General features: G+C 73.4%; 18 protein-coding genes. 8 read left to right on the top strand and 10 right to left on the bottom strand.

The window, feature by feature from the left end:
* Positions 1-178 precede the first annotated feature (178 nt).
* Positions 179-610 carry an SsgA family sporulation/cell division regulator gene (locus HAV39_RS04515; RefSeq protein ID WP_120318938.1) on the bottom strand — a complete coding sequence of 144 codons (432 nt, stop codon included), beginning with the start codon at positions 608-610 and terminating at the stop codon, positions 179-181.
* 293 nt (positions 611-903) lie between these two features.
* Here HAV39_RS04515 and HAV39_RS04510 point away from each other — a divergent pair, with 293 nt between their 5' ends.
* Positions 904-1,332, top strand: a complete 429-nt coding sequence (locus HAV39_RS04510; protein WP_191837867.1) for a TIGR02611 family protein — start codon at positions 904-906, stop codon at positions 1,330-1,332.
* Between the two features lie 218 nt (positions 1,333-1,550).
* Here HAV39_RS04510 and HAV39_RS04505 read toward each other — a convergent pair whose 3' ends face one another.
* The 5 genes from HAV39_RS04505 to HAV39_RS04485 are packed head-to-tail and all read right to left on the bottom strand — an operon-like array spanning position 1,551 to position 8,995.
* Positions 1,551-2,702, bottom strand: coding sequence for a VWA domain-containing protein (locus tag HAV39_RS04505; RefSeq protein ID WP_191837866.1), 1,152 nt, complete (start codon positions 2,700-2,702; stop codon positions 1,551-1,553).
* Complete coding sequence (locus tag HAV39_RS04500) at positions 2,699-5,104, bottom strand: DUF5682 family protein (protein WP_191837865.1); 2,406 nt, start codon at positions 5,102-5,104, stop codon at positions 2,699-2,701. The genes HAV39_RS04505 and HAV39_RS04500 overlap by 4 nt, the downstream gene beginning before the upstream one ends.
* A complete protein-coding gene (locus HAV39_RS04495) occupies positions 5,101-6,189 on the bottom strand; it encodes an ATP-binding protein (RefSeq protein WP_191837864.1) in 1,089 nt (362 codons plus the stop codon). The genes HAV39_RS04500 and HAV39_RS04495 overlap by 4 nt, the downstream gene beginning before the upstream one ends.
* Positions 6,186-7,673 carry a DUF5691 domain-containing protein gene (locus HAV39_RS04490; RefSeq protein ID WP_191837863.1) on the bottom strand — a complete coding sequence of 496 codons (1,488 nt, stop codon included), beginning with the start codon at positions 7,671-7,673 and terminating at the stop codon, positions 6,186-6,188. Before HAV39_RS04490 ends, HAV39_RS04495 begins: the two co-directional genes overlap by 4 nt.
* Positions 7,670-8,995, bottom strand: coding sequence for an SWIM zinc finger family protein (locus HAV39_RS04485; protein WP_191837862.1), 1,326 nt, complete (start codon positions 8,993-8,995; stop codon positions 7,670-7,672). Before HAV39_RS04485 ends, HAV39_RS04490 begins: the two co-directional genes overlap by 4 nt.
* Before the next feature lie 87 nt (positions 8,996-9,082).
* Between HAV39_RS04485 and HAV39_RS04480 the strand changes: the two genes are divergently transcribed.
* Positions 9,083-9,898: an alpha/beta fold hydrolase gene (locus HAV39_RS04480; RefSeq protein WP_191837861.1), complete on the top strand. Its 816-nt coding sequence runs from the start codon at positions 9,083-9,085 to the stop codon at positions 9,896-9,898.
* A gap of 20 nt (positions 9,899-9,918) precedes the next feature.
* Here the strand turns inward: HAV39_RS04480 and HAV39_RS04475 are convergent, their stop codons facing one another.
* Positions 9,919-10,719 (bottom strand): hypothetical protein, encoded by an 801-nt coding sequence (locus HAV39_RS04475; protein WP_191837860.1) that lies wholly within the window; start codon positions 10,717-10,719, stop codon positions 9,919-9,921.
* Between the two features lie 338 nt (positions 10,720-11,057).
* Here HAV39_RS04475 and HAV39_RS04470 point away from each other — a divergent pair, with 338 nt between their 5' ends.
* Genes HAV39_RS04470 through HAV39_RS04455 form a run of 4 tightly spaced genes read left to right on the top strand, consistent with a single transcriptional unit; the run spans position 11,058 to position 14,657 of the window.
* Complete coding sequence (locus HAV39_RS04470; RefSeq protein ID WP_191837859.1) at positions 11,058-13,298, top strand: sensor histidine kinase; 2,241 nt, start codon at positions 11,058-11,060, stop codon at positions 13,296-13,298.
* Between the two features lies 1 nt (position 13,299).
* Positions 13,300-13,710, top strand: a complete 411-nt coding sequence (locus HAV39_RS04465; protein ID WP_120318927.1) for a roadblock/LC7 domain-containing protein — start codon at positions 13,300-13,302, stop codon at positions 13,708-13,710.
* Positions 13,700-14,089 (top strand): DUF742 domain-containing protein, encoded by a 390-nt coding sequence (locus HAV39_RS04460; protein ID WP_120318926.1) that lies wholly within the window; start codon positions 13,700-13,702, stop codon positions 14,087-14,089. The genes HAV39_RS04465 and HAV39_RS04460 overlap by 11 nt, the downstream gene beginning before the upstream one ends.
* A complete protein-coding gene (locus HAV39_RS04455; protein WP_120318925.1) occupies positions 14,070-14,657 on the top strand; it encodes a GTP-binding protein in 588 nt (195 codons plus the stop codon). Before HAV39_RS04460 ends, HAV39_RS04455 begins: the two co-directional genes overlap by 20 nt.
* A 57-nt stretch (positions 14,658-14,714) precedes the next feature.
* Here the strand turns inward: HAV39_RS04455 and HAV39_RS04450 are convergent, their stop codons facing one another.
* Complete coding sequence (locus HAV39_RS04450; RefSeq protein WP_120318924.1) at positions 14,715-14,939, bottom strand: hypothetical protein; 225 nt, start codon at positions 14,937-14,939, stop codon at positions 14,715-14,717.
* A gap of 71 nt (positions 14,940-15,010) precedes the next feature.
* On the opposite strand from HAV39_RS04450, the gene HAV39_RS04445 reads away from it, so the two are divergent.
* The gene (locus HAV39_RS04445; protein WP_191837858.1) at positions 15,011-15,463 is read left to right on the top strand and encodes a GNAT family N-acetyltransferase; all 453 of its coding nucleotides are present in this window, start codon (positions 15,011-15,013) and stop codon (positions 15,461-15,463) included.
* Positions 15,460-15,852 carry an NTP pyrophosphohydrolase gene (locus HAV39_RS04440; protein WP_191837857.1) on the top strand — a complete coding sequence of 131 codons (393 nt, stop codon included), beginning with the start codon at positions 15,460-15,462 and terminating at the stop codon, positions 15,850-15,852. Before HAV39_RS04445 ends, HAV39_RS04440 begins: the two co-directional genes overlap by 4 nt.
* On the opposite strand, the gene HAV39_RS04435 is transcribed toward HAV39_RS04440, so the two are convergent.
* Entirely contained in the window at positions 15,787-17,139 is a 1,353-nt protein-coding gene (locus HAV39_RS04435; protein WP_191837856.1) for a TolB family protein, read from the bottom strand. The two genes, HAV39_RS04440 and HAV39_RS04435, sit on opposite strands and share 66 nt — an antisense overlap.
* Positions 17,136-17,645 (bottom strand): SigE family RNA polymerase sigma factor, encoded by a 510-nt coding sequence (locus HAV39_RS04430; protein ID WP_191837855.1) that lies wholly within the window; start codon positions 17,643-17,645, stop codon positions 17,136-17,138. Before HAV39_RS04430 ends, HAV39_RS04435 begins: the two co-directional genes overlap by 4 nt.
* Between the last annotated feature and the right edge of the window lie 87 nt (positions 17,646-17,732).

Genomic DNA, 17,732 nt, shown 5'->3' with positions numbered 1-17,732 from the left:
GGCACCCTGCGCATCTCGGTACCCCTCCAGCGTGTCGCACCGGACAAACCACCCCGAACAGCACGAGACGAGGTGCTCATCTCGAGCACCTCGTCGGAGTGCTGACCGGGTTTCCGGCCGGAGTTCGCCTAGCTCAAGGGAGTGATCATCCTGCTGACCGCCGCTGGTCAGCAGTTGATCATCGTCCGGCGAGCAGCCGGTTGACCGCCGCGTCGACGTCGAGGTGGTCGGTCTCGCGACCGCGGGGAACCACGACGTAGGTGCGGCGCAGGAAGCGTACGAGGACGCTTCGTGGGACTTCGAAGAGCGCGTTGCCGTCGGGCGACGACAGGGCGAGCGCGACGAAGTCTCCGCGCGGGGTGGCCCAGGGCCAGACCCGCACGTCGCCGATGCCGGCCGGTTCGTCGAGTCCGGTGACCAGCAGTTCACGGGCGAACGACCAGCTCACCGCCTCGCCGCCGGCAGACTCGGCATGGAAGAGCACATGCACCGCGTACGGGTCGACCGGGTCGTAGCGAAGACTCGCCCGCACCGGAAGCGAGGTCGCGTCGGGCGCGACCAGCCGCAACGATGTCTCGACCTCGACGGTCGTAGGACGGATAGCACTCATGGACGTACTCCCCCCGGCACTGCGGCGGAGCTTGACCGCCCCGCCCCTCCCATACTCAAGGTGACCCTCCCCTATACGCTCCGTCATCGTACGATCTCACCCGATAGCGGGAAGATCGAGGATTACGCGGGCACGGACCCACCTACAGGGAGTAAGATGCCGTGCTTTTGCCCGGTATTGCCGATACTGCGATGCCGGCCAAGACCGTCGACACACTCCGGTAACGTCCAGTCATCGGGGTTGGTGACGGGTGATTCCGCGACCCCGGCGACATGGGCGACAAGGGTGGGGAGATGAGCGACAAACCGGACTTTCCGCAGGGCTCCAGCCGCTGGCGGGACCGGGCACGGATAGCGCATCAGACCGTTCGGGCTAATCCGACCGGGGCAGCCGTCCTCAAAGTGATCATCGGAGCGCTGGGCGCCGTGGTGGTGGCGATCGGCATCCTGCTCATCCCGCTGCCGGGGCCGGGCTGGCTGATCGTGATCGGCGGCCTCGCGATCTGGGCGATCGAGTTCGTGTGGGCGCGCCACCTGCTGCAGTTCACCAAGGACAAGGTGCGCGGCTGGACCGAGTGGGTCACCCGCCAGTCGCTGCTGGTGCGGCTGCTGATCGGCCTGGCCGGGCTGGTGTTCGTGGCCGCGGTGCTCATCACCACGCTGCGTTACAGCCTCGGCATCAACGTGGTCAGCCAGGCCTGGGGCTACGTCAGCGCCCGCTGACGCCGTCACGACTGCCTGACGCCCCGACGAAACGTGCCGGACGCAGGGCGGAAACCACCGGTGAGCGGGGCGGCCGAGCGCTCCGGACAGCACGGCCCGTACGTCCGGAGGACTTGACCGGACGCCCGGCAAGCGGTGTGATCAGAGTGATCCGGCCGCGCCCGTCAACCTCCCCAGGTCAGCGCGGCCGGGTCCGTGCGTTGTGGCTGATCCGCGGCTCAGCGGCCCAGTTTCTCGATGACCGGCTGCAGGTCCCGCCGTTCGATCGCCGCGGCCATCAGCTCCGGGAACGCGTCCGGTGTGCACGCGAAGGACGGCACCCCCATCGCCGCCAGGGCCGAGGCGTTGCTGTGGTCGTACGCCGGCTGTCCTTCATCGGACAGTGCGAGCAGGACGATCACCTGGACCCCGGCGGCTTTCATGGTGGCGACGCGGCGCAGCATCTCCGCGCGCACCCCGCCCTCGTAGAGGTCGCTGATGAGGATGAAGATGCTGTCCCGCGGCCGCGTGATCAGGCCCTGGCAGTAGGCGATGGCCCGGTTGATGTCGGTGCCGCCGCCCAGCTGCGTGCCGAACAGCACCTCCACCGGGTCGTGCAGCTGGTCGGTGAGGTCGACGACCGCGGTGTCGAACACCACCAGCGATGTACGCAGGCATTTCATCGATGCCAGCACGGCGGCGAACACTCCGGAGTAGACCACCGAAGCCGCCATCGAGCCGGACTGGTCCACGCACAGCACCACGTCGCGCTGCACGGACCGGGTCTGCCGGCCGTAGCCGATCAGCCGCTCCGGCACCACGGTGCGGTGTTCGGCCTGGTAGTGCTTGAGGTTGGCGCGGATGGTGCGGTTCCAGTCGATGTCGCGGTGGCGCGGGCGGTTGATCCGGGCCGCGCGGTTGACGGCACCGGTGATCACGGCCCGGGTGCGCTGCGCGACGCGGCGTTCCAGCTCGGCGACGACCTTCGCGACGACCATCCGCGCGGTGGTGCGGGCCTTGTCCGGCATCACCTTGTTCAGCGACAGCAGCGTGCCGACCAGGTGCACGTCGGGCTCGACCGCTGCCAGCATCTCCGGCTCGACCAGCAGCCGGGTCAGGTTGAGCCGCTCGATCGCGTCGGCCTGCATCACCTGCACGACGGTGGACGGGAAGTACTGCCGGATGTCGCCGAGCCAGCGGGCCACCTTCGGCGCGGAGCCGCCCAGCCCGGCGCTGCGGCCGGGGCCGCCTTCGCCGCCACCGTCGCGGTAGAGCGCGGCCAGGGCCTCGTCCATGCCCTTGTCCACACCGGCCAGCGTCACACCGGTGCCCTCGGCGCCCTCGCCGCCGAGCACCAGCCGCCAGCGGCGCAGCCGTTCGTCGTCGCTCACCGTGTTCCCCTTCCCGCTGCCAGGAGCAGTTCCAGCGTCGGCAGCACCCGGGCGACCCGCGCCGGGTCGAGTCCGCCGAGTTCGTCCACATCGGAGGCGGGTCGCGGGCCGCCGGTGCCTAGGCGGCGGACCTGCTCCCCGACCGCGCGCCGCTCCGGGGCCGCGAACGCGGCGAAGGTGCGCCGCAGCAGCGGCAGCACCGCCGTGAACACGTCCGGGGCCAGCCCCGCCAGCCAGCGGTCGGTCAGCGTCAGCAGCGCCTCGTCGTGCACCAGCAGCAGCCCCCCGCCGGACAGGAAGCCCTCGACGTAGCCGGCCGCGGTGACCGGCGGCACGCCGACCGTCAGCGCCCGGGCCAGTCGCAGCTCGGCGGCGTCGGCGTCGAGGGTGCCCGCGTCGCGCAGCAGCCGCAGCAGCCGCCCGGCGAGCAGGCCGGGCAGGTCCGCCCGGTCCACGAGCCGGGCCAGGGTGTCCAGCCACTCCGCCCGCAGCGGCAGCCGGTCGGCGAGCAGGTTCAGCGCCTCGTGGGTGGCGTCGAGGTGCTCGCGCATGGCGCGGGCCGCGTCGTCGTCGAGGCCGGTGAGCGCGCCGGGCAGGCCCAGCCGGATCCGGGTGACCAGGCCGGTGAGCACCTCGGCGAGCGCGTCGGTGCTGGTGCCGCGTACGTCGCCGTAGCGCAGCGAGCGGGCCAGCGCCGGCACGGCCGCCATGAGCTGCGCGACGTCGGTGTCGAGGGCGGCCCGGTCGGACAGGGTGCGCAGCACCGCGGGCTGCGCGTCGGGCAGCTGCGCGAGCAGGCACGACTCCAGCAGGCCGGTCAGCGTCGCCAGGTCGGCGTCCGCGCTGGTCTCGACGACCTTCGCGGTGGCGGCCCGGGCCACGGTGGTGCCGTAGGCGCTGGCGGCGACGAGGTCGACCGCGTACTCCGGGTGCCATTGCAGCTGCCAGGACTCCCAGAAGGTGCCCTTGCCGGACTTGCGCTGCACCGGGGTGCCCCAGCCGACGCCGAGCAGCCGCAGCCGGTGCAGCAGCGTGCTGCGCTCCAGGTCGGTGGGCTTGCGCAGGTCGAGGTCGTGGTCGCTGACCAGGGCCTGCTGGGCGAGCTTCAGGCGGCGGGCGGTGGCGTCCAGGTCGCGAGCCAGCGGCACCGCCGGGGCGTCAGGGGGTACGGCGCCCAGCCGCTCCCCCACCACGACCTTGCGCTGCACCAGCTCCAGGCGGGTGTCGTCGCCCTCGCAGAGCACCGCCCGGGTCGCCTCGGTGACCTCGGCCAGGCCGGGCAGCGGCCGTCCCCGCAGCACCGCCAGGGTGTCGGCCAGCCGCGCGGACTCGATGACGTGCGCGCTGGAGACCGGCAGGTCCTCGTCGCGCAGCACCCCGGCGACGCCGACGAGCCAGCGCTCGACCGGCTGATCCTCGGCGGTGAACAGGTGGTGGTACCAGCCGGGCGCGGTGACGCCCGCGCCGTAGCCGCTCCACGACGCGAGCCGCCCGTGCGTCCACGGCACCCAGGTGACCGTCGCCGGCACGCTCGGCAGGCCCTTGAGCAGGGCCGCGTCGTCCTTCGCGGGCGGCAGGTCGCCGGCCAGCGCGGGCACGTGCCACGCGCCGCAGACCACCGCGACGCGCTGGTGCCCCTCCTTCAGGGCGGCGCGCAACACCTGGCGCATGTACGCCTCGCGCACCAGGTCCTCGGTGATCGCCGGGGCGGACTCGCGGACCGCCGCCATCGCCTCGGCCACCGCCGCGAACGGCGGCACGTCGCGCCGGTGCTCGATCACGTCCTCCCACCAGCGCTCCGGGTCGTCGTACCCGGCCGCCTGGGCGAGCCCGGCGATCGGGTCGACCCGCAGCTCGTCCTCGGCGCTGCCCGGCGCCGCGCCGTCAGGCTCGGCATCGCCCGTCGCAGCGGGGACCGGAGCGCCCTTCGGCCCGCCGTCGGATCCGCTCGTCGGATCACCGAGCCCGGCCGCCTGGCCGGCGCTGGCCGGCGAGTTCTCGGTCACGGCCGGATCGACCGGGCCGGTCCCGTCCAGCGGACCCGACGGTTCGGCGGCGCGGGCCGCGAAGCGGTGGCCGGCGGGCAGGTCGCAGAAGCGCAGCGGCACGTCGTGGGCGACGGCCCAGCGCAGCGCCTGCCACTCGGGGGAGAAGACCGCGAAGGGCCAGAACGACGCGGTACGCCCCTGCTCGCCCTTGGCCGCGTTGGTCGGATAGGCCAGCAGCGCCACCGGCGGTTCGAGCCGCTCGTCGGCGGCGAGCGCGACCAGGCCGTCGGCCTCGGGCGGCCCCTCCACCAGGATGACGTCGGGCTTCAGCTCGTCCAGCGCCCGCACCAGGGCCCGGGCCGAACCCGGGCCGTGGTGGCGGATGCCGAAGACGTGCACCCGGTCGGTGCTCACTCCGCGTCCCGGGCGGCGCGGTAGAAGTCCTTCCAGCCGTCGCGCTCGCGCGCCACGGTCTCCAGGTACTCCCGCCAGACGACGGCGTCGGAGACGGTGTCGCGGACCACCGCGCCGCGGATGCCCGCGGCCACGTCGGCGGCCCGCACGGTGCCGTCGCCGAAGTGCGAAGCGAGGGCCATGCCGCTGGTCATCACCGAGATCGCCTCGGCGGTGGACAGCGTCCCGCTGGGGCTCTTCAGCTTGGTACGCCCGTCGGCGGTCAGCCCCTCGCGCAGCTCCCGGAACACGGTCACCACCCGGCGGATCTCGCTGATCGCGTCGGGCACCTCCGGCAGCTCCAGGGCCCGGCCCAGCGACGCGACCCGCTGCGCGACGATCTCGACCTCCTCCTCGACGGTGCCGGGGACCGGCAGCACCACCGTGTTGAACCGCCGCCGCAGCGCGCTGGACAGCTCGTTCACGCCCCGGTCGCGGTCGTTGGCGGTCGCGATGACGTTGAAGCCCTTGACCGCCTGCACCTCCTCGCCCAACTCCGGCACGGGCAGCGTCTTCTCCGACAGGATCGTCAGCAGCGTGTCCTGCACGTCGGAGGGCACCCGGGTCAGCTCCTCGATCCGGGCGATCGCCCCGGTGCGCATCGCGCGCATCACCGGGCTGGCCACCACCGCGCCCGCGGTCGGGCCCTCGGCCAGCAGCCGGGCGTAGTTCCAGCCGTACCGCATCGCCTCCTCGGGCGTGCCGGCGGTGCCCTGCACCAGCAGGGTCGAGTCGCCGCTGATCGCCGCGGCCAGGTGCTCCGACACCCACGTCTTGGCGGTGCCGGGCACGCCGAGCAGCAGCAGCGCCCGGTCGGTGGCCAGCGTCGCCACGGCCACCTCCATCAGCCGCCGCGGCCCGATGTACTTGGCGCTGATGTCCTTGCCGTCGCCGAGCAGGTACGTCACCACGGCCTGCGGGGACAGCCGCCAGCCCGGCGGGCGGGGCAGGTCGTCGGCCGCGGCCAGCGCCTCCAGCTCCGCGGCGTAGAGCTGCTCGGCGTGCGGGCGCAGCACCGTGGGCGTGGCGTCGATGGTGGCGGTCATGAAAGCTCCTGGTGGATGTCGTGGCGGATCTGCAGCATCGTGGTGAAGCGGGCCAGCAGCTGCTGGTCCGAGACCGGAAGGGAGTCGTGCAGGGCACGGGCCCTGCCCGCGTACGCCGGGTCGAAGCCCCACTCGGCGTGGCGCAGCAGCTGCCACCAGCCCGAACGGCGGCGCTCGGTGTCGGCCAGGCACTCCAGCACGGCGTCGCCGACCGGCGCGGGCCACGGCTGCGGCAGCACGTCGAGGAACCGCACCACCGCGTCGACCTTGCGGCGCAGCTGGGCGGCGATCAGCTCGGCCAGGTCCTGTTCGGGCATGACGGCGGCGAGTTCGCGCAGCTCGTTCATGTCGTGGCGGCCGATCCCGTCGAGGATCAGCACCGCGGCCCAGGCCGCGTGGCGCTGGGTGATCGCGGCACGGGTCAGCCCGGCGCGCAGCACCGGGCCCCAGGTGTCGTCGAACTTGCGGCTGAGCAGCCCGGCCGGGGTCTGGTCGTAGGCCGTCCAGCAGTCCAGCGGCGCGTACTCGATGATCTGGCGCAGCCAGTGGGTGCGCTCGCCGACGGCCTGCGGCGGTTTGACGCTGATCCCGTCGCGGCGCATCGCGTCGTCGCACTCGGTCGGCGCCGTCGCGACCAGCCGCCGGTCCGCGACGTGTACGCAGGCCAGCGCCCGGTCGGCCATGCGCTGCCGGTATGCCGAGCCCGGCAGCGCGCCGAGCAGCCGCGCCGCGGCCTCGCGGACCTGAGCACGCCGGTCGTCGAGGGCCTTCTCCAGCCACGGCTCGTCGTCGGGCCCGAGCCCGGCGCCGCATGCGGCGATCAGCGCGGCCAGGTCGGACGCCTTCTCCTGCGGCCACGCCTCCAGCAGCAGGTCCCGCCCGGCGGCGGCGTCCCGGGCACGCAGCTCGCCGAGGTAGCGGACCCGGTCGGCGGCCCGGCCGGTGTCCCAGTCGGACGGCTGCGCGGTCTCCTCCTGCTGTACGGCCCAGGCCCAGCGGCCCGGCCCCTGCAGGGCGAGCCAGCCGAGCCGCGTGCCGCCGACGGCCCGCACGGTCGCGCGGACCGAGGAGTCGGAGCTGCCCAGGTCCAGCAGCGCGACCAGGATCGCCGGTCCGGCCAGCAGCCCGCGCCCGGCGGCCACGCGCAGCCACTCGGCGGCCAGCTCGCGGGCCGTGGTCCGGTCGATCTCGGCGTTCCCGCCGGACAGCAGCGCCGCGAGCCGCTGCTGCGCGGCGACCGGCGCGTACGGCTCGGTCTCGGCGGCGGCAGGCTCCGGGCGCAACGGCCGGGCCGCGGCCTGCCCCGCGCGGCGGGCCACGGTCACCGCGGCCGCCGCGCACAGCAGCCCGTCGGGATCCAGCTCCGTGCCCAGCGTCGACAGCACTCCGGCCAGCGGGCCGTCCGTGCCGGGCAGCACCAGCCGCCGCCGGTCGGTGCCGACGAGCGCGCTGGACATCAGGTCCGACCAGATGCTCGTGCTCATGCGCGGGCCACCTCCGTGCCGTCGTACACGGCGAGCGGGCGCAGCCCGGTCGGGCCCCATTCGGCCGCGAGGGTGATCTCGTGTCCACCCGCGACCGCGGCCAGCCGCCACGGCTCGCCCAGCGACGGGTCCAGGGGCAGCGCGTCGCCGTCGGGGTCGACCAGGTGCCAGGGGCTGCCGGGGGCGAGCACGCCGCGCAGCAGCACCGGCCACTGGAACAGCCACGGGTCGCCGGCCAGCGCGGCGCTGACCTCGTCGAGAGCCTGTGCGACGGTCTGTGCCGGGCCGGGCACCGGGCACGCGCGGGGCGTGCCGTGCCGTGCCGCGACCAGGGCGCGCAGCGGGGCAGCACCGGGGTAATAGGTCAGGTCGGCGTCCAGTTCGGTGCCCAGCACCAGGTCGACGGGCAGCGCCTGGCCGGGCATCGCGAACGACAGCACCAGCGCGGGACGTCCGGTGTCGCGCCCGCGCAGCCATACCCGGCGGCTGGTCAGCTTGTCCTCGGTGTCGTCGCGGGTGCCGACGACCTGCCACCGGTCCCGCACCGGCGGTCCGGCCAGCACCTGTTCGGTGGTCACGGCGTGGCCGACCCGGCTGCTCACGGTCGCGGCCAGGTCATCGGGCAGCCCGTCGGGGCTCGCGGCGGCTCCGGCCAGCAGGTGCAGCAGCGACAACTCGGCCAGCAGCCGCTGCTCCCAGCCGGGGCCGGAGCTGGGCACGGGCGCCAGCCGGCGCACCGCGGCGGCCAGGCCGGGGGCCTGCGCGTCCACGAGCCGGGCCGCGACCTGCTCGAACGGCCGGTAGCCGGCCTGGTCGAGCCCGGCGATGCCGTGCCGGACCTGATCGGACAGCCAGGTGCGCAGTTCGGCGATGCCCGCGGCGACGGATTCGGCGCGTTTGTCGGCGCGGCGCTGCGCGGCCCGCTCCTGGGCCTCGGTGCGCGGTGCGGCGGCCTGCTCGGCCTTCTTCACCGCGCGCGCCCCGCGCGAGGTGGTCCACTCGGTCATCCACTGCGGCGGCTCGTCGGCCGCGACCTGGCCCGCGGACCAGCGCAGCAGCAGCGCGAGCGCGTGCTTGCAGGGGAACTTGCGGCTCGGGCAGGAGCAGCGGTAGGCGGGCTCGGTCAGATCGATGCAGATCTGGTACGGATTGCTGCCGCTGCCCTTGCACAGCCCCCACAGCCCCGCCGGGGTGCCGCCGTGGCCGGTGGCGCTCCAGCCGGACGCCCCGGCCAGCTTGCGCGCGGCGGTGAACGACGACGCGTCGGGGGCCAGTCCCTGGACCTGTTCTGCGGTCCAGGGCGGCTCGGTCGGTTCGGACATGCGCGCCACCGTAGCCACCCCGTCCGACAACGACCGTCGCGCCCCTGCCGGTTGACACCGTCGTCATCGGACCGCCACGATGCGGCCATGGGGGAACTGCAGACTTTCGTGGACGTGCCGGGCGGTCATCTGTACCGCGAGACCCGCGGCCAGGGGCAGGACGTGCTCCTGCTCAACGCCGGGACGGCGGACGTGCGCATGTGGGACACGACTGTCGCGTGGCTCGCCCGGATCGCCCGGGTGACGACCTTCGACTACCGCGACACGGGCCTGTCCTCGCCGGGCACGGCGCCGTTCAGCGAGCTCGACGACATCGCGGCGGTGCTGGACGCCGTAGGCGTGTCGTCGGCGGTCCTGGTCGGCTCCTCCGAGGGGGCGCGGCGTGCGCTCGGGTTCGCGCACCGGCACCCGGAGCGGGTCCGCCGGGTCGTCGCGGTGAGCGGCTCGTTCGGCGACTTCCCTGATCCGAGCCCGCAGGAAGCCGCGGCCCGGCAGGTGATGCTGGACAGGTTCGCCCAGATCGACGGCGTGCTGGCCGAGGCGGGGGTGCGTGCCGCGGCCGAGGTGGGCGTCGACGCGTGGGCGCCCGCGCTCGACACGTACCACCGGCGCAGGATGATCGGCCTGGAGGTGGCGAACACACATCGGATCACCCTGGCGCAGTACCACGGCGTCGAGCTGGATCCGCCGGTCAAGACCCGGTTTGCCGAGATCGCGACGCCGATCAGCGTGCTGGTGGGCGGGCGCGACTTCGAGGGCACCGCGCTGTGGGCCCGGCGGCTGGCCGCCCAGGCGCCCGGCGCGAGCCTCACCGTCGTCGCCGAGGCCGACCACTTCCCGATGCTCTCCACACCGAAGCAGTTCGAAGACTTCCTGCGCGAGGCCCTCGCGCAGACGGGCTGACCGGCGCGATCGGGGCAGGCTCAGAGCACCGCGGGCGCGGCCTGGGTGTTCTGCGCCTGGCCCGCCGGCGCGGTCTCGACCAGTTTGGCGCGGTCGTCGGGCAGGCGGGTGCGGGCCGGGTCCAGGAAGTCGATGAGGTCGATCAGGGCGTGCTGGGCGCGCAGCAGCCGCTCGTTGCCCGCGCGGTCGTGCGCCACGATCTCGGCGACGTCGTCGAGCAGCCGGCGGAACCAGCGGCGGAACTCCAGGCTCTGATCCAGCCGGGCGCAGAACGCCGGGTAGGTCATGCTGTCGGCACGGCCGTTGGCGGTCTCGATGAGCAGCTCGCCGATGGCCCGCTGCTGGCCCTTGAACAGCCGGAAGTGCGTGCCCGGCAGCGTCAGCGACGAGAACGCCGTGCCGACCAGCGTCAGGTGCCGGTTGAAGGTGCGGTTGCTGTCCTCGTCGCCCAGGTCCAGGAAGCGCAGGTCGCGGCGGATGATCTCGACCCAGCACAGGTAGTCGGCCAGCACGTAGACGGTGTAGTCGCGGGCGTAGCGCCGCTCGTCCTCGTCCTCGTGGTTGAGGTATTCGGCCAGGTAGGTGCCGCCGACGGCGTTGTGCAGGCGGGACTGCAGGTTGAACGCGGCCAGCAGCAGCGGCTCGCGATACCGGCTGATGACCTCCTGGGCCTGTTCGGCCTTGCTGGCCTCGTGGCGTTCGGCGGCCAGCCGGTGCTCGAACATGGCGTTGCGGCGGGCCGACCAGGTGGTCATGACGCCGGCGACAATCGCGCCGAGCACGGACAGTGCCGCCGAGACCACGGTGACGATGTCGCCCATCGATGACCCTCCAAGTATGACGCCGCTGCCGTGCGACAGTGTGCCGGGCGGCCCATGAGCGTGCCAAGCCCGTACACCCAGCGCAAGCACTCCATCGCCTTAAGTGACCTTGTCCACAATGGAGATTCACCGCAGTGGACAGGAACCCCCAGAGCCGACTAGGTTCACTGCCCGGAGGCATTGTCAGATAGCGACCTGTGGCGTGTCATGGTTCCGCTTCGTGCACCGGTTGGCCCCCGGATCACGATGCTGACGTCGCGGTGAGCCGTACCTTGGACGTGGTCAGTGTGAGAAACCGTGGCTGGAGCATTCGCGCCAAGATCATGACCCTGGCAGTGGTGCCATTGGTTGCCATCACCGGCCTCTCCGTTTTCGGGGTGGCCGTCAGCGCGGGCGATGCGCTCAACCTTCTCGCCGCCCGCGACTACGAACAGGTCTTCGGCGCATACGGCGAGCGCATGATGGTCGAGATGCAGAAGGAGCGGCGCATCTCGGTCGCCGAGAAGCCCGGCTCGCCCGTGCTGGCCGAGCAGCGACGCGCCACCGACGAGCGCCAGCAGCAGTTCCACACCCGACTCGCCGAGAGCAAGCTGCGCGACGACCTGCCCCCCGACCAGCTCAAGCAGGTCGACGCCTTCCTCGGCATGCTGGCCGGGCTGCCCGAGCTGCGCACCGACGTGGACGCCGGCAAGATCGACGCCAGCATCGTGGTGCGCCGCTACTCCGACATCATCGACACGCTCTACCAGGCGTTCACGCCGATGACGAAGCTGGCCGACCCCGACCTCGCCGCGCTGGCCCACAGCATCTTCGCCATCAGCCGGGCCCGTGAGCTGCTCGCCCGCGAGGACGCCGTGATCACCGGCGCGGTCACCGACGGCAAGCTGACCCTGGCCGAGCAGGGCCACCTGCTGCGCGCCATCGGCGCCCGGCGCCAGGTGCACGACGAGGCCGTCGCCGCCCTGCCCTCCCCGCACCGCGAGCGCTACCAGCAGATCTTCCTCAGCGACACCTACAGCACCCTGTTCGCCATGGAGGAGACGCTCAGCACCTCCCGCCCGGGCAAGGTGCTGGTCGACGCCGCCACGTGGCGCAGCGCCAACGACGCCATCTACCAGCAGATGGACGCCACCGAGGGCGCAGCCGCGGCGGCCACCTCCGACCTGGCCAACGAGCTGGGGATCGCGGCCTTCGCGCAGACCATCGTGGCCGCCCTGCTGGGCCTGCTGTGCGCGGCGATCTCCCTGGTGCTGGCCCTGCGCACCGGCCGCTCCGTGGTCCGGCGCCTGGAGCGCCTGCGGGTCTCCGCCCTTGAGGTCGCCCACGAGCGCCTGCCCCGCGCCATCGCCGCGCTGCGCCAGCCCGGCGCGCTGGTCAACGACCCCTCGCTGACCGACGTGCCGCTCGTCGCCGTCGGCACCGACGAGGTCGGCCAGGTCGGCCACGCCTTCGGCGCGGTGCAGCGCACCGCGGTGCGCGCCGCCGTCGACGAGGCCGTGCTGCGCCGCGGCATCAGCGAGGTCTTCCTCAACATCGCCCGCCGCTCGCAGGCGCTGCTGCACCGCCAGCTCACCCTGCTGGACCGGATGGAGCGGCGCACCACCGAGCCGCAGGAGCTGGAGGACCTGTTCCGGCTCGACCACATGGCCACCCGCATGCGCCGCCACGCGGAGGCGCTGGTGATCCTCGCCGGCGCGGCTCCCGGGCGCGGCTGGCGGCACCCGGTGCCGGTCATCGACGTGGTGCGCGGCGCGACCTCCGAGATCGAGGACTACCAGCGGGTCACCATCGACCGCCTGCCCGACGTGAAGATCGTGGGCCGGGCCGTCGGCGACATCATCCACCTGCTGGCCGAGCTGCTGGAGAACTCGACCTCGTTCGCCCCGCCGCACACCCGGGTCCGGGTCTTCGCCGAGCAGGTCGGCAACGGCCTGGCCGTGCACGTGGAGGACCGCGGCCTGGGCATGAGCGACAGCGAGCTGATCGAGGCCAACAGCAAGCTCGCCGAGCCGCCCGCGTTCGACCCCGCCAGCAGCGCCCGCCTGGGCCTGCTGGTGGTCGCCCGGCTGGCGGCCCGGCAGGGCATCACCGTGCGGCTTCGCCCGTCGTCGTACGGCGGCATCACGGCCGTCGTGCTCATCCCGGCCGAGCTGGCCCTGACCGACCCGACCGACAAGGGCGAGCCGCTGGGCATCTTCGCCCCGCGGGCACCCCGCGCCGTCGAGGCGGCGCCCGCCGCCCCCGTCGAGGAGCAGACCGTCGACCTGGGCGCCGGCGGCGACGAGACCACCACCGTGCTGCCCAAGCGGGTGCGTAAGCCGGCCGCCGACACGCCGGTCGCCTCCGCTGACGAGGAGACCACGGTCTCGCTCGGCTCCGCAGAACCCGCCGCGGTCCCCCGCCAGCGCAGCGCCGACCAGGTCCGGACGATGATGTCCGCGTTCCAGTCGGGTACCGTGCGCGGGCGCGCGAAGGCCACCACCGAGAGCACCGCGAACGGGGACGCACCCGCCACAGCACAGACCCCGCAAGACAGCGCCGGTATGGAAGACAGCTCCACCCTGGAAGGACGTGCCTGACGTGGTACCGACGACGACCCGACCCGCGACCGACTGGCTGCTCGACGACCTGCTCGCGCGGGTGCCACAGGCCCGCTGCGCCGTCGTGCTCTCTGTCGACGGGTTGCTCACCGGAGTCTCCAGTGGCCTGTCCCGCGACGACGCCGAGCATCTCGCGGCGATCGCGTCGGGGTTCTCCAGTCTCGCCACCGCCACCGGCCAGCGCTTCAAGGGCGGCCAGGTGCGCCAGACCATCGTCGAGATGGAGGAGGCGTTCCTGCTGGTGAGCACGGCCGGGCAGGGCTCCTGCCTGGCGGTGCTGGCCGACCCCGACAGCGACCTCGGCATCCTCGCCTACGAGATGGCCATGCTGGCGACCCGGGTGGGCACGCATCTGGCCACACCGTCCCGGACGGGCACCGATGTCCACTGACCCGCTCGACGGTGTCGAGGAAGGCCCGGCCTGGTGGGACCACGAGGCCGGGCCCGTGGTGCGTCCCTACATGGTCACCGGTGGCCGGGTCCGTCCCGTCACCGTCGACTTCGATCTGATCACCTACCTGGTGGCCACGGCGACGCTGGCCGCGGACACCCCCAGCCCGGAGCACCAGGCGATCCTGGCGCTGACCCAGGAGCCGCGCGCGGTGGCCGAGGTGGCCTCGCGCGTGGACCTGCCCCTGGGTGTGGTTCGCGTGCTGCTATGTGATCTGCTTTCGGACGGGCTGATCTCCCGTTACGATCCCCCGGCCACTGACCATCTCCCCAACGTCGAAACCCTGCAGGCGGTGATCCATGGACTCCGTGCGCTCTGACACCGCGCCGGTCCCCCAGGCGCTCAAGATCCTGGTCGCCGGAGGCTTCGGCGCCGGCAAGACGACCCTGGTCGGCGCGGTGAGTGAGATCGCTCCACTGCGGACCGAGGAGGTGCTGACCACCGCGGGGGTCGGCACCGACGACACCACCGGGGTCGCCACCAAGACCACCACGACGGTGGCGATGGACTTCGGCCGGATCACCATCAATCCGAGCCTGGTGCTGTACCTGTTCGGCACCCCCGGGCAGAACCGGTTCTGGTTCCTGTGGGACGAGCTGGCCACGGGCGCGCTGGGCGCGGTGGTGCTGGCCGACACCCGCCGGCTGGCCGACTCGTTCGCCGCGATCGACTACTTCGAGCAGCGCAACACGCCGTTCGTCATCGCGGTGAACTGCTTCGACAACGACCAGCGCTACACCGCGGAGCAGGTGCGCGAGGCGCTGGACGTCGACGGCCACGTGCCGGTGCTGCTCACCGACGCCCGCGACCGGATGTCGGTGAAGAACGTGCTGATCACGCTGGTCGAGCACGTGCTGACCATGGTCCGCAGCTCCGTCCCGGCCTGACCTGCCACGACAGACGCCGGTGGGCGCGCCCCGCGCGCGCCCGCCGGCGTCTTCGCGTCACTTCTTGCGGCTGCGCATCACCAGGAGCACGACGCCGACGATGATCGCGACCACGACCAGGCAGCACAGCAGTCCGAAGATGCTGCCGAAGCCGAAGCTGCTCTTCTTCTTGCGCACGATGTCGGCGACGCCCGTCTCCTCCGCCCACGCGGTCGCGGGGATGAGCACGGTGGCGAGGAAACCGGTGACGACGGCGGCCCAAACACGAGAGATACGTTCCATGCGCGCCAGCGTAGAGGGCCTGCGCCACGGTCGGTCCACACAGCGTCAGGATTCTGCTACCGTCGCGCCTTGTGAGTGATCTTGAGATCCGCCGTGCCGTGCTCGCCGACGTGCCCGCCATCGTCGCGATGCTCGCCGACGACCCGCTCGGCGCGACCCGCGAGGGCGACCCGGCCGACCCCGCGTACGCCCAGGCCTTCGCCCAGCTCGACGCGGACCCGCAGCAACTGCTGGCCGTCGCCGAACGCGGCGGCGAGGTCGTCGGCACCCTGCAGCTCACCGTCATCCCGGGGCTCAGCCGCCGCGGCATGCGCCGCGCCCTGATCGAGGCCGTGCGGGTACGCGCCGACCAGCGCGGCCACGGCACCGGCCGGCAACTGGTCCAGTGGGCGATCGATCGCGCCCGTGCCGAGGGCTGCGGCCTGGTGCAGCTCACCACGGACAGGTCCCGGACCGACGCGCACCGCTTCTACGAGGGCCTGGGCTTCGAGGGGACGCACCTGGGTATGAAACTGGCACTGTGACCGCACCCGCGCCCCGCCCGCTGCTCGTCGTCGACGCCGCCAACGTCGTCGGCTCCGTGCCCGACGGCTGGTGGCGCGACCGCCAGGGCGCCGCCACCCGGCTGCGCGACGCCGTCGCCCGGCTGACCGGCACCGGGCTGCCGCGGCTGCCCGGCCCGCTCGACGTCGTGCTCGTCGTCGAGGGCGCGGCCCGCGGCGTGGCGGACACGCCCGAGGTGCGGGTGCTCGCCGCGCCCCACAGCGGCGACGACGCGATCGTCGACCTCGTGCGCCACGAGACCGCGCAGCGCCCCGCCGTCGTCGTGGCCACCGCCGACCGCGGCCTACGCGACCGCGTCACCGCCCTCGGCGCGCAGATCGTCGGCCCCCGCACCCTGCCCTACCCCTGAGCCTGGCAGCGCCCGTACGGCCCGCCTGCGGCGGCGCAGCAGCACCACCAACAGCACCGGCGGCGCCAGGCAGGCCAGCAGGCACACCACCGCCCACGGCTGCACGGCCAGCGGATTCGCGGCCCGGCTGTCGAACGTCCCGTGCTCGATGATGTCCCGTGGCACATTCAGCCCACCCGCGCCAGCGGCCAGCGTCAGCAACACCCGCGCCGAACCGTCCGCCCTGGCCGCCACCAGCTTCTCGGCCTGCTCCGGATAGCCCTCGTGGTCGACGAAGACCGGCTCACCGTCCCGCCAGCCCACGAGCCCGCCAGGCAGCCCCCGGCGTGCGGCCGCCGCCTCATCGGTGACCTTGCCGGTGACCGGGTCGACGTACTGCATCCGCCAGCCCCGCAGGCTGTCCGGCCACGTCTCGCAGCCCGTCCAGCCGCACCCGTCCGCGGCCACCAGCACCACCGAGCGGCCGTCCGGCGTCCACGCCGCCTCCCCGGCCAGCCGCTGCCCGTCCGTCAGCTCCGGCAGGAGATTTGGCGTCCCGGTGGCGATGTCGATGATGGTCAGCGCCTGCGGGCCGTCGCCCTTGCCGACCGTGATCGCGATGCGCTGCCCGTCCGGCGAGAACGCGCCCGCGGGGGTGTCCGCGTCGACGGTCAGCAGCATCTTCGTCGTGCCGGTGGCCAGGTCGTAATAGCCGATGTCGTCCGGATGCGAGGGGTCGCTCTCGCCGTTCGGGCCGTAGGAGATGAAGCCGTCGTCGCGGTCGACCACCAGCAGCAGCCGCTGCCCATCCCGCGACCACGCCAGCGGCCAGGCCCGGTCCACGGTCGGGATGCTGCGCCCGGTGACCAGGTCCACGATCTCGGACCAGCGCGCCAGGTAGCGGCCGTCCGGCGAGACGAAGCCGAACTCCTCGCCCGGGTTCTTCGGAAACAGCCGGTACGAGCCGTCGCGGCCGACCAGCACCCCGGTCGACTCCAGGTAGACGGTGTCCGGGTCGAGGAACGCCGCGACCACCGGCCCGTTCAGGTCCTGCTCGTAGCTCAGCTGCCACGGATACGGCCGCCCCAGCGCCCCGGGCGCGGGGCCGTCGGCCGGTTGCAGCCCCACGCCGCCTGTGACCAGCCCGGGCAGCGTCGCCAGCCCGGCCACCAACAGCACCCCGGCCAGCGCCGCCGCCCGGCGCACCCGCCGCCGGCGGCGGCCCCGCCGCCACAGCTGCTCGCCCAGCCGCGGCGCGGGCGCGGACTCCGCGGCCCGCCGCAGCGCCTCCCGCAACGTCTCGCTCACCGGTTCACCTCCGCCAGCGACCCCGACAGCTCCGGGGCGATCACCCGCAGCCGCGCCAGCGCATCCCTGGTCTGGCTCTTCACCGTGCCGACCGCGACACCCAGCACCGCGGCCGTCTCCGTCTCGCTCAGGTCCTCGAAGTAGCGCAGCACCAGGACCGCCCGCTGCCGCGGCGCCAGCCGAGCCAGCGCCTCACGCACCGCCAGCGCGGTCGCCGTGTCGCCCGAGAAGTCCGGCGCGGCCCGCTCCGGCAGCACCGCGACCGGCAGCGCCTCCCGCCGCACCCGCCGCCACCAGGACACGTGCTGGGTGTAGAGGATGCGGCGCACGTACGCGTCCGGCTCCCGCGCCGCGGACACCTGCTCCCAGCGCGACGCCAGCCGCAGCAGCGTCAGCTGCACCAGGTCGTCGGCCAGGAACGGGTCGCCGGTGAGCAGGTACGCCACCCGGGCCAGCATCGGCAGCCGGGAGCGGGCGTACTCGTGGAACGACTCGGCGTCGGACATCGCCACCTCCGCCTCGTACACGCGCCGGACCGGCCCCGCGGAGGGGTCCCCGCACGACCTATTCGATCGACGGAACACGCACGCGCC

It is taken from the genome of Catellatospora chokoriensis (assembly GCF_011297315.1).
Taxonomy (GTDB): domain Bacteria; phylum Actinomycetota; class Actinomycetes; order Mycobacteriales; family Micromonosporaceae; genus Catellatospora; species Catellatospora citrea.
The sequence above is the reverse complement of the archived record's forward strand: the minus strand, read 5'-3'. Positions and strand labels throughout refer to the sequence as shown.